Source organism: Dolichospermum heterosporum TAC447, from assembly GCF_024584745.1.
Classification (GTDB): Bacteria; Cyanobacteriota; Cyanobacteriia; order Cyanobacteriales; family Nostocaceae; genus Dolichospermum; species Dolichospermum heterosporum.
Genome location: NZ_CP099464.1, coordinates 1,377,916 through 1,392,423, shown reverse-complemented (window position 1 = coordinate 1,392,423; position 14,508 = coordinate 1,377,916). Strand labels below are relative to the sequence as shown.

Sequence of the window (14,508 nt, the reverse complement as noted above, 5' to 3'; positions counted from 1 at the left end):
AAATCAATGTACATTTTTAACTAAGGTAATTTAACGTGACTTACCATACTGATGAAATTCACCAACTAATTGCAGATATTGATCACTTACTGTCTCATAGTGCTAAAGGTCTTTCTAAGTTCCTTTCTAACCAAGGACAACAGGAAAAAGAGATTTTACAACGAGTGCGGAGCTTTTTAGTGCAATTGGAGGAAGATGAAGTATCAAAGAATGATGTCCTACCAGAAACTACTCAATCATCTCCCACACCAGGATTTTCATCTCTGTTGACACAATTTAACCAAAAGCATCTTCCATCTATTTTAGAGTCTTCTGGACACCCACCAGAGACAAGTAGTGATGAAACCGCGCAAACCAAACAAGAAATAACGGTTTTATTTCAGCCTTTACAAGCAGAATTATCCAGGCTATTGGCAGAAAGAGCAGATTTGATTGAGGAAATTAGACAACTAGAGCAAAAGCGACTACAAAACTCTTCATTAAGCCAGCAGTTACCTAATCAACAGGAGATGATTTCTGATTTTTTAGAAGTCCTCATGGGTCGTTTAGTACCACATTTACAATCAAATTCTGGGTTAATAATTAACGCTAATGTCCAGAACTTAGAAGCAATTACTTCTGGTATTCAACCGATTTTAGAATCACCAGAACGGATAGAACAGTTAGCAAGTTTAGCTCGGAATTTAGATCAACGGTTACTGTCTTTAGATGGAACTGTCAATAGTGTTTTTGAAGCCCTAGAACGTAATATTAACGCCTATTATCATTCCTTATCTCAGGCATTAGCTAAAATGCACGATCAGGGGATACAGGGTGAACAATTAATGGCAAATTTCCTCAATAATTTGACTCAATATTTACAACAGCAAGTTTTGATTAATGAGTCTTCTATTTCTGCTGTAAATCCTCAAATAGTATCGGCATCACCATTATTAGCTGAATCTTCGGTTGTTGAGGAATCAAAAACCTCAGAAGATATATCTATAGAAAATCCTGATGCGGAAATATTGCCAATTAATATGGCTACAGAATTGTTACAGAATCAATCACAATCTGCTAAAGATTTACAGTTAACAAATACTGATGAAGTAGATGAACTTTATGCAAGTTTCTTTAATACCGAAATTTCCTCGTCGTTAAATTTCTCCTTTTCTCCTGATCTGAAATTTAGGGAAAATGAAAGTTTACCCATTGCTGCTGAAGAGGGCAATAATAATTTATCAGCACTGGAAATTAACAGTTCAACATTTTCTAGTATGGCTGACACTGCTATGTTAGCAGAACCAAAAGACGATGATGATAACCGCAAGCCACAAACAATAATTTCTCCTGCTCCCACAGAAGTTAAAGTCCCATTTTTGCTAGAAGAAAAAGAAGTAGTAGGACAACTTCAAAAAGAACCCGATCCTGTTGATACAATCACAGTTTTAACTGATTTATTAGTGGATACTAGTAATGAAATATTACCGTCAGAAGTTATCAATCAATTAGATAATGCAGACACAGAAAATCAGCAATTAGTATTGAATAACTTTATTGCTGATTCTGCTGAGGAAAATTTGCTTTCTGTATTAGATAATGATGTTTCAGAAATACCAGAAATTGTTTTAGATGCCAAGCAGTTGCAACAATTAGATCAAGATTTAGCTAATTTTGATCAACCATTAAATTATGGTGGAGAATCTATAACTAAGTTAGATTCTACCAGTCAAGTTGATAGTGTAAATATAGTTTCGGATCAGGAAGTAGATTTAAGTTTAACAACTCAGACAGATGTAGAGGCTGAACCAGAAGATGTTAAGCAATCTCCACTCACTGAGGAGCAATCTCCAACTACCAATAATCAAACATCACTTCACCAGGAAGAAGAGAATAATCTGATTTCTAATGATACTTTGGAGACCAGTTGGTATTTAGGAATTGATATTGGGACGACGGGAATTTCTGCGGCTTTATTAAATCGCTCTCAATTGATAGTTTATCCAATTTATTGGTCAGCCGAAAGTCAAGTTGATGGTTCTAGTTTTCAGCAATCATTCCGCTTACCCGCAGAAGTTTATTTACCTACTAATTCAGGTTCTCATCAGGGGAAAAGTGGAGAATCGGATTTTTCCCCTCATCTTTATTCAGCACAGTTAAAGCCTTATTTGCAAATAGCAGTTCCCTATCAGCAAGAACGGCAAAAATGGGAGCCGATGTTGCAATTGAACGAGTTTTCTGCAGGTCCGTTAATTTGGGTGGTGCGATCGCTTTCTAAGTTATTATCAACTCTCAGGTCTATTCAAACCAGTACCACACCGGCTTTAACTGCTAATGCTGTGGGCATGAATACAGCGACTTTTTCAGGAGTAATTAAGAATATTGCGGGTGTTATCTGTACTTGTCCTTCCAGTTGGAATGAACAATATCGTTTTAATGTGCGGGAAGCGATTGTCACCAGTGAACTTGTTTCTCATCCCCAACAAATCTCGTTTGTTGAGGAAGCGATCGCCAGTTTGCTGCCAGAATTAGACAGTGCTAATGGTCAATCTATCCAAATTAGCGAAAATCAAGGTTTACGCCCTTTAAAAACCAGCGATTATCCCTTATTAGGTAACACTTTAGCCATTAATATTGGCGCAACTCAAGTAGAAATGACCTTGGTAGATATACCAGCAAATCTGGAAAAACTGACATACAAAGACTTCATGCTGCACAATTTTGCCTACTCTGGCAAAGGCATTGAACAGGACATTATTTGTCAATTACTACTACCACCAAAATCCCGCCAACCCCGTCAACCCGGACAATCTCATCATGAACCAACCAACACAAATCCTTGGCATTGGCAACCCTCGATTCCGGGTTTAGACCAAATGCAATTTTCTAACTTGGGTTTAGAAGCCTTATCATTACCCAAAGTTGGTGAACCAGACACAGAAGCACGAATTCGTCTCCAACAACGCCTAGAAAGTTCCCTTCTGGGACAAGCTTTATTAGATGCAGCCTTAGCGTTGAAATTGATTTTACAGCACCAAGAAACCTTTACCCTAGAATTTGCCGACCAATGTTGGGTATTACAGCGCCGAGACCTGGAAAGTCAAGTCTTCGTTCCCTTTGTCCGTCGTCTCAATCGAGAACTTAACAAATTATTAGTAGCTCGTGGTATTCCCACCGAAGCCATTAATCAAGCCGTCCTCAGTGGTGGTGTAGCTTCCGTTGGCACAATTAACCGTTGGTTACGGCAAAAACTGCCTAATGCCAAAATTATTCAAGACTTATACCTAGGTGAAAATGGCACTCCCAATTGTAGTCGCGTGGCATTGGGTTTAACTATGTTACCTTTGCATCCCCAAGTTTTAGACATACCCAAACAACAATACACAGATTATTTCCTGTTTTCCGAACTGCTAAAACTACTACCCAATCGTTCTTTATCCTTTGGTGAAGTCTTACACTTATTTGAAAGTCGTGGTATTAATACCCGCATCTGTCAACAGCGATTATTAGCTTTCTTAGAAGGTGAACTACCACCGGGGTTAATTCCTGGGACTTCAGATCACCTTTGGCTTACCCGTCACTCCCAGGAAAACCTCGATTATAAAGCGATTGATGCCCTGAAAACAGGCATAAATTCTCCACCACTATTTGAAAAACAAGGCAATCTTTCCTATCGTCCCAATCTTCAACAAGTCCAGTTATTACTGCGTTATTTAGATGCCATCAAATCCAGTACCGTACAATCACTCGAAGAACCATATAGTTACCTACTTTAATCACCAAATTTAATTAGAGAATTTCACAAAAAAGATAATCCAATCTTCTGGGATGGGCATCTTGCCCGTCCTTGTATTATTAGCAGGCTTTTCGGACTGCACCACAAGAAATTTTGGGAGATTTTTTTAATTGGAAGTCTCTTAACAGATCAATCAAAATTGAGTATTTATCTATACCGCATTTTTAATTGATGTTAAAAACTAGTAGTTCGTCAAATTTATTTTGACGGGTAATGATCGGAAAAAACTTCTGTTCTTCCCTCCCCCACCTCCCCTACCTCCCCCACCTCCCCCACCTCCCCTACCTCCCCTACCTCCCCTGCCCCCTGCCCCCTGCCCCCTGCCTCTCTTCTCCCCCTGCTTGCCTTCACCCGTCATTTTCGGGTTGACAGACTACTAGTAAAGACGTTCCGGGGAACGTCTCCACTCTGTTCTCAGATGTCTATTTGTAAAATTCTAAACATCCACCTCGCTCAACTCACGAGTGATATAGTCAAAAGGTTCGTCAACAAAAGCAGTGTTAGCAACACCAGCAGCCGCCACCTGTTCCTTAACAATACCCTTCATAATTTGGATACCTTGAACAGTTGAACCAATGGGTACACCCAAAGAATTGTAAGTTTCCCTGAGTCCTTGTAATACACGCTCATCCAGAACATTCATATTACCAGCCACTAGTGCATAGGTAGCATAGCGCAGATAATAGTCCATATCCCGTAAACAAGCCGCAAAGCGACGAGTTGTGTAAGCATTACCACCAGGACGAATTAATTCTGGTAGTTCTTCAAATAACTTTGCACCGGCTTGTTTGACAATTGCGGCTGCATTGGAATTAATTGCGGCTGCGGCTTGGACTCTAGCTGTTCCACTATCAAAGTATGATTTGAGACTATCAATGGCATTCCGGTCAAAATAACGTCCGGTTAAGTCATAATTCTTAATTAAAGTTGTAACGGCATCACGCATTCTTTTTCTCCCAATCATTTAGTTATCTATGATTTGATATTAATTTGGCTGCAATTACGCACCAACAAGATCCAGTACCAATTCACATGAAATAGACACTGGCACAAAAACTATCCATCTGCTATCTAAGAATTTTATGCCAAAGTTGACCCATGATCATGAATTTTCTAGTTTTGTACAAATTAAAAAAGAAAGGTTAACATAACCTGTAATCCAGACAATCTGTAACAAACAGGACAAAATCAGGTCAAGTTAACTATTTAGGATATTTCAGGTGGTGTGTGACAACTTGGATTAGGGTAAAGGCTTGAGATTGAGCAGACTTTGGGTTTATATTGGATAATTGGATACATCAGGAGTAAAGTAAAAATGACAACCCCAAAAGAAATCTTAAAGAAGATTCAAGACGAAAAAATTCAGATGATTGATCTGAAATTCATTGATACACTGGGAACTTGGCAACATTTGACTATGTACCAAGACCAGATTGATGAGAGTTCATTCTCTGATGGTGTTCCCTTCGACGGCTCTAGTATTCGTGGTTGGAAAGGTATCGAAGAATCTGACATGACAATGGTACTCGATCCCAACACTGCTTGGATCGATCCATTCATGAAAGAACCAACTCTAAGTATCATTTGTAGTATTAAAGAGCCGCGAACAGGTCAGTGGTATAACCGTTGTCCCCGCGTTATTGCCCAAAAAGCAATAGACTACCTAGCTTCTACCGGACTTGGTGATACAGCTTTCTTTGGGCCTGAAGCTGAATTCTTCATTTTTGATGATGTCCGCTACGACCAAACCACCAACTCAGGTTACTATTACGTAGATTCTGTAGAAGGTCGTTGGAATACTGGTAGAGAAGAAGGACCTAACCTGGGTTACAAAACCCGCGTTAAGGAAGGTTACTTCCCCGTACCTCCCACTGACAGCTTTCAAGATATGCGGACAGAAATGCTGCTAACGATGAAAGACTGTGGCGTACCCATTGAAAAACAACACCATGAAGTTGCAACAGGTGGTCAGTGCGAACTTGGGTTCAAATTTGGTAAGTTAATTGAAGCTGCTGATTGGTTGATGACTTACAAGTATGTCATCAAGAACGTTGCTAGAAAATATGGCAAAACCGTCACCTTTATGCCCAAACCCATTTTTGGTGATAATGGTTCTGGTATGCACTGTCACCAATCCATTTGGAAAAATGGTCAACCTCTATTTGCGGGTGACAAGTACGCTGGTATGAGTGAAATGGGACTTTACTACATTGGTGGTATTCTCAAACACGCTCCAGCATTGTTGGCAATCACCAACCCCACTACAAACTCCTACAAACGCCTTGTACCTGGTTATGAAGCACCTGTAAACTTGGCTTACTCCCAAGGTAATCGTTCTGCTTCTGTGCGGATTCCTCTTTCTGGAGACAACCCCAAAGCCAAGCGGTTAGAATTCCGTTGTCCAGACGCTACTTCTAATCCTTACTTGGCTTTTGCGGCAATGCTTTGCGCTGGTATTGATGGTATCAAAAACAAAATTCATCCTGGTGAACCCTTAGATAAAAACATCTATGAACTTTCCCCAGAAGAGTTGTCTAAGATTCCTTCTACTCCCGGTTCTTTAGAATTGGCTTTGGAAGCTTTGGAAAATGATCACGCTTTCTTAACTGAAACTGGCGTTTTCTCTGAAGATTTCATTCAGAACTGGATTGATTACAAGGTTGCTAACGAAGTTAAGCAAATGCAATTGCGTCCACATCCTTATGAATTCTTCCTATATTACGATTGCTAATTGCAACAGGCACTAAAGCTAAATCTAGCAATTCTTTAGCCACCCTCTGGGGTGGCTTTCTTTTTCACTTAACTCATAGTCGCTTGGCTACGTCCATAAAGTGTCTGGGTAGCTGGGTCCATTTTACCTTGAATGGGATTCCAATAGTGAGACATTCCTTCATGTAAACCAAGCTCTTGTGCAGCTCGCATTAACATGGATTGTTGACGGTTTTTAGCTTGCTGATGTTGACGCACCATCAATTGACGAGCTTTTTCTTGAATAGACATGACACTACCTCCTCTACATTGATTTACTAAGAAATAATTTACTATTTCCCGCAATCGAATCATAACACAAAAATCTGTAGCGTAAACTACAGAATCCAAAATATAGATGATTCTATTTCCTCTATGCTGCTTTTTATTTCGATGAGAACATAAAATCTGTAGCGTAAACTACAAAATAAAGAAATGATATAAAAATTCATAAGTTCTTTCCCCCTCTTCCCTGCTTTTCTTACGGATAGATTAAAATTCTATAAGTTTCTGCCGTGGGGTCGTAGGCGCAGCCCGTCGTAGACATCGCTTGGTCTACGGCTTGTGGTAAATCTTGGAGTTGCCTGAATCAGGATTTCCAGGATTTAAGGATTAATCCCCAAATCCTAAATTGATTTACGGATAGATTAAAATTTTATAAGTTTCTGCCGTGGGGGCGATCGCTTGGTCTACGGCTTGTGGTAAATTTTGGAGGGGATAGCGATCGCTAATTAAAGCTTTGACATCAATGCGGCGATTGAATACAATGTCCGCAGACAGGCTTTGCAGGCGATAGGATGAGCTATAACTGCCCATTAAGTCTATTTCCCGACGGTAGAGAGTATTGGGGTTAATGGGGATGGTTAACTCGTCAGGGAATTCTGCAAAGAAGAGAATTTTTCCACCTTTACGAGTACAGTCTAAAGCTTGAAAGAATGCTTTATCACTGGGAACAGCTAACAAGGTGACATCAACACCCATTCCTCCAGTTAAAGCTTGGATTTTGGTAGGTAAATCAGGGTCACGGGCATCAAAAGCCGCTTCTGCACCTACTTCCAGAGCCTTTTCAATTCTAGATGGTAGGAGGTCAGTAGCGATCGCCCTCCCGCCGAAATACTTCACCAACATCATAAACATTAACCCAATTGGACCAGCACCAGTTACTAATACAGTTTGTCCCGGTGCAATTTGGGCTTTTTTCACTGCTTTTAAACAGCAATTAGTGGGTTCAACAAAACTCGCCTCTTCAAAACTGATATCATCAGGAATGGGAATTAAGCCACCATTCTCCACAATATGTCCTGGAACTTTCACATACTCTGCAAAACCGCCTCCACTAGGGTTAAAACCTGCGGTAGTCGAGATATTTTTATAAACATCGCACATGGAAAAATTATCATTCAAGCAGTAAGCGCAACGCATACATGGTATATGGTGCATCACCGCTACCCGTTGTCCTACTTGCCACCCTTTCACCTGTGAACCAACAGCCGCAATAGTTCCAGCGGTTTCATGTCCAAATATGCGTGGCGGTTCATACAAAGGATAACGAATCTTTTTAATATCTGACTGGCACAAACCTACAACCTGCACCTGTACCAGCACCTCATCTGCTGCTAGTGTTGGAACTGGAACTTCTTCGTAGGATAAATGATTTACGCCTCTAAATACTTGTGCTTTCACGTTGGTTTTCCACTATTCAACGTTACTAGATTTAACATTTTGTGGTTGAGGTTAGGTTATGGAGTTTGATATTTCTGTCTTTTAGCTTCTTGTAATTCCTGCTCTAAGCTTTTTTCAATATTGCTTCAATATCTGCTGATGAAAGATATCCTCCGATTTCCCCATTCTCAAATCTGAGAATCTCACCACGATTGTCTTTAGCAGTAATTGTTAAAATTTCCCCTTTTTGCCAAAGACTATATCGCTTACCTTCATAGTACCGCCCACCATCTGGTGCTACTTTACCTAGTTTATCTAATGTTTTTTTGGCACTTTGCACAATTTCGTCACCATAGAATTGGCAGCGAATAGTACGAGTAAATTTTGGTACTCTATTCTTTCTATTTAAATTAGTTGTTTCTAACTTGTCAATAATCTCAGGAACATTTTTTGGATCTTTAAGCTCATTAGACTGTTCCCAAATAATTTTAATCATTGTTCCTGGATTTTGCTCATCAAGGTACACCAGAAAATCATCGGCGTGCCAAGCTTCAATACCCCAAGGAGCTAAAGCTTCTGTGGGAAAACCATCCATGTCAACAGTAACGATGACTTCTGCCTTAGCAACTATAGCAGCAGCAATAACATGACGACCCCTTGGATTGTTGGTCATTGCTGCTATTAACTGTGAAGGTACTTCCACCATCGCATCAGGAAAGTTTGTCTTGATTTGTTCTTGGAAGTATGCTGCTTGAGCGTCAGTTTTCATTCTTCCATTTTTTATTAGGTTGCGAGTAGCACCATCCAGAATTTCTTGTGAAAGATGAAGTTCGTATAATTCTGCCTCAGCAGCACGCATCAAAGTATCACACAAAGGCATAGGGTAGATGACACAGGAATCTAAAATTACAGAGAGTACCATTTTACTGATCTAATTCGCTACTCTCATTATCATAGAACCCTTCAGCTTCCAAAAACTGAGTAAATTGCTTAATTCCTTCCCGACGCTTAGTATCTCGTTCCTGATACTTTTAACCGAGACATTCCCTGACATCTGAGATATCGTGAATGTCCAGTACAACATCACCAACTGAGTTGGTAAAGGTGGTATCCCACATTGCCTTGAGGAAAATCCCCACGGCTCCATTAAAATCTCGCGATATTTCATAACCGCAATTAGGGCAAACAAAGTTCTTAGAACTACCAAGTTTTCTATGAACGTGTCCGCATTTCGTGCAAGTCTTCGATGTATATTCTTCAGTTATTCTCACTAATTTGGAACCGTAACGGTTACACAAATGCTCAAGAGTTTGAGAGAACTGATAGAATGCCCAAGTCATCATTGCTCTAGCTGTTTTGCTCCTTAGCTTCCGTTTCTTTTTAACAACCATTTGGGAAGTTTCAAAGGTAGGAAGTACAATCACATCATAGTTTTTAGCTAGATATGAACCGACTTGTTTATGGCACTCAGAGCGTAGGTTTCTAATCCTAGTTCTGAGTTTTTCCATCGCAAGTCTAAGTTTATATCTAAGACGTTTGAATTTATGTCCAACACTTAGATCGTGTTTTGATTTAAGTTTGTCAAGATGTGAGCAAAGTTTAGCTATTTTGTTGAAATCTCCATTCCCAAATTCTAAGAAATCGCTGCCATCAAAACCAGTCATAAAAGTTCTGATGCCGGGGTCGAGCGCAATCACTTTATTTGTAATGCTTACCGTTCGCTGCAATTCCACAGGGAAGTGAGCAAACCAGCGACCCTTGTTATAGGTGAGTTCTGAAGACCCGTTAGTTAAAACACAAAAATCTTGTCCTCTAAATTCAGGACGCGGTAGATGTTTAGTTGTTGATACCATCCATCTACCATTTTTATATGCTGACGGGTCAAATTGAATGGTTAGTTTTTGGTCACGGATACTTCGGAACTTAGCAATCCTTAGTCCTGCTTGAGGATGCGGTTTTTTGTCTTTACCTTTATTAATTGTTTTGGGGTTTTTGGCTGTTTCTGACCATGCTTTATATGCTTCCATTGAAGCGTTGTCTAGTATTTTAGAAACATTCAAATCTAAACACCATTGAGGGATTAAACCAGAGGCTTTAAGCATGGTTCTAAACCCCATTTTTCCACCTTTTTTACCAACCTTACTAAAGCCTTGATTTTCGTTTAAGTAGGCAATGGAAATGTTGTAAACCTTGCGAACGGCAGCCACCCATTTTTTCCAAATAAACTCAAGTTCCTTTACTGGATACACTCGGTAACTCACTGTCTTCAGCAACTTGTTTTTTGTACTTTCTGAGTCCGTACAATCGGCAACTGAAGACATGGATGATGGCAAGGATATCTTCAACCATTTCGCGCTCTGGACTGAGGTTCGTTTGGTTGAGAACCAATATTTGAGTTTGCTGCCTAGCACAGAGCCATGAGATAAGATCGAATCCAAAGCGACAAAGCCGATCTTTGTGGGCAATGACAACAAGTTTGCAAGTGTTGCCGAGAACTCTGTCCAGTAAGGATTGAAGACCTTTTCGCTTGAAGTTGAGTCCGCTGCCGATGTCAGTGATGATTTCTGCGCCAGGGTAACGAGACTGAAGAAACTGAACTTGTTGCTCAAGGTCGTTTTTCTGACTGCGGCTTGAAACTCTGGCATATAGAAGGGTGGTTCGCTCGTCTGGCGGATTGCCATGTCGAACAGGGATAATTGAATCGAGGTTATATCGTCTTTGTCCACCTTGGGTAAAGATGCCTTCGATTTTCCCGTCTTCAAGCCACCTTTCAAGTGTTTTGGTGCTGACTCCCAATCTGGTAGCAGCGACTCTTGGAGGTACATAATTTACTGTCATCTGATAGAACTAAGTTTGTTGCTTGTCCTATCATACCACGAATGTCTGGCTATGTCTAGTATGTCATGGTAAATTACGTCCTATCTCTAACTCCTTATATTTCATCAAATCATCAAAGCGAACACGCCGATGTGTTCCTACTTTAATACAAGGAATTTCACCTTGATCTAATAACTTAATCAGGTAAGGACGGGAAACTTTAAGAAGGTCTGCTGCTTCTTGTGTTGTCAATTTTTGCTCTTGTGGGACTATAGAAATGGCCTTACCTAAAGCCATTGCATGAATAGCTTGAAGTAATATCTTATACACTGATTCGGGAATAATAATTTCTTGACCGTCTGCTGCTACTAATTTTGGTTGAGAAGGTTGAGCTTTGAGTAAATTTTCCAGGTATTTGATTGATAACTGTTCCTCTACTACATGAAGATGAGACTTAATTGCCTCTACAGACTGGTTTTGGACAGGCATGATGTTCTTCATAATGGTTAGATTTGTGATATATTATCGTATTTAGATAATATCTTTTATTTTCACTAAACGCAATATCCGAAACAATAATCAGGGTAAGTGGTTTTTATCTGTATAACTGCTATCTAACTAAAGATGTGAGAATTTTGTTAATCACCTGTAATAGAATAGATATTAGATTTTGTCACCTCTGAATAATTACAAACAAAATGTCAATAAAATATTTTTAATTTTTATCACAATTTTACATATCTGTAAATAAAAATACAGATTAATAAATGATTTTTATGAGAGAATATACATAAGAAATAATTGTTTTTACTTAAAAAATAAATGTGATTTTTAATCAAAATACACAGAGAACATAATAATGGCAAAATGCCTTTATCTTCAATTTCAGATAAACTATAATTGAGAAAATTGGCAGTAATAGATATTTTCAGCTTTTCCATATTTAAGAAAAGTAACTTTTGTATTTCCAGGTTAAATATAATTACTAATTGCCATAGTCAAATCTAGGTTTATCTATATATTTTATCATGCAGATGCACCATATAGATCATGATCTGCTGTCTAAATCCCGATTGTTCAAGTCCGCAAAATCCAGATCATCATCAACTTTGTCAAACTTGCCACACTCCGTTAGTGCCACTTTTGAGAAATCGGTTTCGTATCATCCGTGTTCTTTCTGACGAAGGGGGATTTGGCAGAACTTATATATCAGAAGATATTGATAAATTAAATGAATTATGTGTAATTAAACAACTAGCACCAAAATTTCAAGGTACTTGGTCACAAAAAAAAGCAACTCAGCTATTTTTGGAAGAAGCAAAGCGACTTCAAGAATTAGGACAACATCCCCAAATCCCCACTTTAATAGCTTACTTTGAGCAAGATAAATGTTTGTATTTAGTACAACAATTTATTGATGGTCAGAATCTATTTAATGAATTAAAATCTCGGAGAATTTATAAAGATTGGGATATTCAATCTATATTATTAGATTTGTTACCAATTATCAAATTTGTTCATCAACATGGGGTAATTCACCGTGATATTAAACCAGAAAATATTATTCGTCGAAAATCTGATGGGAGATTAACACTTATTGATTTTGGTTCTTCCAAACAGTTAACTGCACAGGTACAGCGAAAAAATGGTACTTCTATCGGTTCACATGGTTATTCTCCCATTGAACAAATTAGGGATGGAAAAGCATATCCCGCAAGTGATTTATTTAGTTTAGGTGCTACTTGTTTTCATCTATTAACAGGAATTTCTCCTTTTCAATTATGGATGGAATATGGTTATGCTTGGGTAGAAAATTGGCAGCAGTATTTATGCTTTTCTTTGAGTTCAGAATTATCAGAAATAATAGATAAATTACTCCAAAAAGAAATAGATAGTCGCTATCAATCTGCTGATGAAGTAATTAGAGATTTGATAAAACAACATAATCATATTCTACCAGCAGCAAATCATGAAATTATGAAATCACCTAAAAAAAAGGCTCAACCACACTCATCAAAATATACTTGGGTCAGAAATTTAATTTTCATTTTTGGGATAGTTGTCTCTTTCGCATTAGTAGAATCTGGTTATCGAGAATTTCGCAAATTAAAAACCAACTTTTCATTTAGTTGGAGTCAACCTCGCAATAGTCCACCCACATTTGTAACATCAGAAAAAAAATTGTCTTTAGTCAATACTTTCTCTGGACATAAAAGCAAAGTTTTGTCAGTAGTTATGAGTCCAAATGATAAACTAATTATCAGTGCTGGGGATTGCGAAAAAAGTAATAATAGTCTATGTCATAATATTAAATTATGGGATATCATTACAGGTAGAGAAATTGCCAGTCTTCAGGGACATTCCCAAAACGTCAATGCAGTAGCTATTACTCCTAATGGTAAAACTTTAGTTAGTGCTAGTGATGATAAAACTATTAAGATTTGGAATTTACAAACAAATCAATTAATTCATACCTTAAAGAGTCATACTGATGCGATTCATAGTTTAGCTATTAGTAGTAATGGTAAAATTCTAGTTAGTGCTAGTGATGATAAAACTATCAAAGTTTGGAATTTAATCACAGGTAAGCTAATTCGCACTTTAATTGGTCATAAATATTGGGTGCGTTCTGTAGATATTAGTCCTGACGGTGTTACCTTAGCAAGTGGTAGTTTTGATAAAACGATTAAATTATGGAATCTTAATCAAGAAGCACCAATTATGAATTTAGCTACCAGTTCACAAACAGTTATAGCTGTGGCTTTTAGTCCTAATGGTAAAATTTTAGCAAGTTCCAGCCGCGATAGCGTAAGCGCTGACCGAAGGTATCGCACAATTAAATTATGGAATCTGCAAACCCTCAAAGAAATTCGGACTCTCATGGTAGAAGATAATAGTGTGAATACTATTGCTTTTAGTCTCGATGGTCAAATTTTAGCAAGTGCTGGGCGAAATATTTCTGAAGAACAAATCTATCACACCATTAAACTCTGGAACGTAGCTACAGGAGAGGAAATGCTAACATTGACGGGACATAGTAATGCTGTCACCTCCCTTGCTTTTAGTGCTGACGGGAAGTTTTTAGTTAGTGGTGGTGAAGATAATTTAATTAAAATTTGGCAGATTCCAGTCAATGATGACAAAAATTTTTCCCGTCGAGGTTTGGTACTTGATAAAACTAAATTTCGGTAGTTTGTGAGATGACGGATTATAACTCTACAACGTCCCCGATTCTAGTTGATCTAAATATATGAAATCAGGAGACTTGACTCCAGCTTCTTGTCTAATTTTCACGAGTTTGGGAGATTCAAAAAACCGCTTTGCATCTTCTATAGATGTCCATGATGAAAAATGCACTATTTTATTGGGATTACTTTCATGCTTTAAAACCTGATATGCTATTTCTCCAGCTTGCTTACGGATATCGGCTGCATTATCAAAAACCTTTTTCCATGCTTCATAGTCTGCAACTTCATGGATAATCAATACATATTTCATAATTTTGT

At 38.4% G+C, this 14,508-nt stretch carries 11 protein-coding genes; 3 read left to right on the top strand and 8 right to left on the bottom strand.

Translation table 11 applies throughout. The features are described 5' to 3' along the window. Nucleotides 1-35: 35 nt before the first annotated feature. A complete protein-coding gene (locus NG743_RS06170) occupies nt 36-3,755 on the top strand; it encodes a hypothetical protein (RefSeq protein ID WP_027404396.1) in 3,720 nt (1,239 codons plus the stop codon). Nucleotides 3,756-4,211: 456 nt separating this feature from the next. On the opposite strand, the gene apcB is transcribed toward NG743_RS06170, so the two are convergent. Beyond that, nucleotides 4,212-4,721 (bottom strand): allophycocyanin subunit beta, encoded by a 510-nt coding sequence (gene apcB, locus NG743_RS06165; RefSeq protein ID WP_027404397.1) that lies wholly within the window; start codon nt 4,719-4,721, stop codon nt 4,212-4,214. A gap of 369 nt (nt 4,722-5,090) precedes the next feature. Between apcB and glnA the strand changes: the two genes are divergently transcribed. Continuing rightward, nucleotides 5,091-6,506: a type I glutamate--ammonia ligase gene (gene glnA, locus NG743_RS06160; protein ID WP_015080355.1), complete on the top strand. Its 1,416-nt coding sequence runs from the start codon at nt 5,091-5,093 to the stop codon at nt 6,504-6,506. Between the two features lie 68 nt (nt 6,507-6,574). Here the strand turns inward: glnA and gifA are convergent, their stop codons facing one another. The 6 genes from gifA to NG743_RS06130 all read right to left on the bottom strand — a co-directional run bounded on the left by gifA (nt 6,575) and on the right by NG743_RS06130 (nt 11,503). Next, a complete protein-coding gene (gene gifA / locus NG743_RS06155) occupies nt 6,575-6,775 on the bottom strand; it encodes a glutamine synthetase inactivation factor IF7A (RefSeq protein ID WP_027404398.1) in 201 nt (66 codons plus the stop codon). 384 nt (nt 6,776-7,159) lie between these two features. Next, nucleotides 7,160-8,206 carry a zinc-dependent dehydrogenase gene (locus NG743_RS06150; RefSeq protein WP_027404399.1) on the bottom strand — a complete coding sequence of 349 codons (1,047 nt, stop codon included), beginning with the start codon at nt 8,204-8,206 and terminating at the stop codon, nt 7,160-7,162. Between the two features lie 103 nt (nt 8,207-8,309). After that, nucleotides 8,310-9,107, bottom strand: coding sequence for a PIN domain-containing protein (locus tag NG743_RS06145; RefSeq protein ID WP_071992850.1), 798 nt, complete (start codon nt 9,105-9,107; stop codon nt 8,310-8,312). Between the two features lie 109 nt (nt 9,108-9,216). Continuing rightward, on the bottom strand, nt 9,217-10,506 hold the full coding sequence (locus NG743_RS06140; RefSeq protein ID WP_257120844.1) for an RNA-guided endonuclease InsQ/TnpB family protein: 1,290 nt from the start codon (nt 10,504-10,506) through the stop codon (nt 9,217-9,219). Further along, nucleotides 10,412-11,023 (bottom strand): IS607 family transposase, encoded by a 612-nt coding sequence (locus NG743_RS06135; protein WP_257120845.1) that lies wholly within the window; start codon nt 11,021-11,023, stop codon nt 10,412-10,414. The genes NG743_RS06140 and NG743_RS06135 overlap by 95 nt, the downstream gene beginning before the upstream one ends. 63 nt (nt 11,024-11,086) lie before the next feature. Continuing rightward, nucleotides 11,087-11,503: a helix-turn-helix domain-containing protein gene (locus tag NG743_RS06130; RefSeq protein ID WP_257121707.1), complete on the bottom strand. Its 417-nt coding sequence runs from the start codon at nt 11,501-11,503 to the stop codon at nt 11,087-11,089. Nucleotides 11,504-12,052: 549 nt separating this feature from the next. Between NG743_RS06130 and NG743_RS06125 the strand changes: the two genes are divergently transcribed. Further along, nucleotides 12,053-14,194: a serine/threonine-protein kinase gene (locus NG743_RS06125; RefSeq protein ID WP_257121706.1), complete on the top strand. Its 2,142-nt coding sequence runs from the start codon at nt 12,053-12,055 to the stop codon at nt 14,192-14,194. A gap of 24 nt (nt 14,195-14,218) precedes the next feature. On the opposite strand, the gene NG743_RS06120 is transcribed toward NG743_RS06125, so the two are convergent. After that, a complete protein-coding gene (locus tag NG743_RS06120) occupies nt 14,219-14,500 on the bottom strand; it encodes a putative quinol monooxygenase (protein ID WP_027404402.1) in 282 nt (93 codons plus the stop codon). Between the last annotated feature and the right edge of the window lie 8 nt (nt 14,501-14,508).

Coding starts and splice junctions, on each gene's coding strand:
- apcB (WP_027404397.1), bottom strand. CDS start 4,721: ATGCGTGATGCCGTTACAACTTTAATTAAGAATTATGACTTAACCGGA.
- glnA (WP_015080355.1), top strand. CDS start 5,091: ATGACAACCCCAAAAGAAATCTTAAAGAAGATTCAAGACGAAAAAATT.
- gifA (WP_027404398.1), bottom strand. CDS start 6,775: ATGTCTATTCAAGAAAAAGCTCGTCAATTGATGGTGCGTCAACATCAG.
- NG743_RS06145 (WP_071992850.1), bottom strand. CDS start 9,107: ATGGTACTCTCTGTAATTTTAGATTCCTGTGTCATCTACCCTATGCCT.
- NG743_RS06140 (WP_257120844.1), bottom strand. CDS start 10,506: ATGTCTTCAGTTGCCGATTGTACGGACTCAGAAAGTACAAAAAACAAG.
- NG743_RS06135 (WP_257120845.1), bottom strand. CDS start 11,023: ATGACAGTAAATTATGTACCTCCAAGAGTCGCTGCTACCAGATTGGGA.
- NG743_RS06130 (WP_257121707.1), bottom strand. CDS start 11,503: ATGAAGAACATCATGCCTGTCCAAAACCAGTCTGTAGAGGCAATTAAG.
- NG743_RS06125 (WP_257121706.1), top strand. CDS start 12,053: ATGATCTGCTGTCTAAATCCCGATTGTTCAAGTCCGCAAAATCCAGAT.
- NG743_RS06120 (WP_027404402.1), bottom strand. CDS start 14,500: ATGAAATATGTATTGATTATCCATGAAGTTGCAGACTATGAAGCATGG.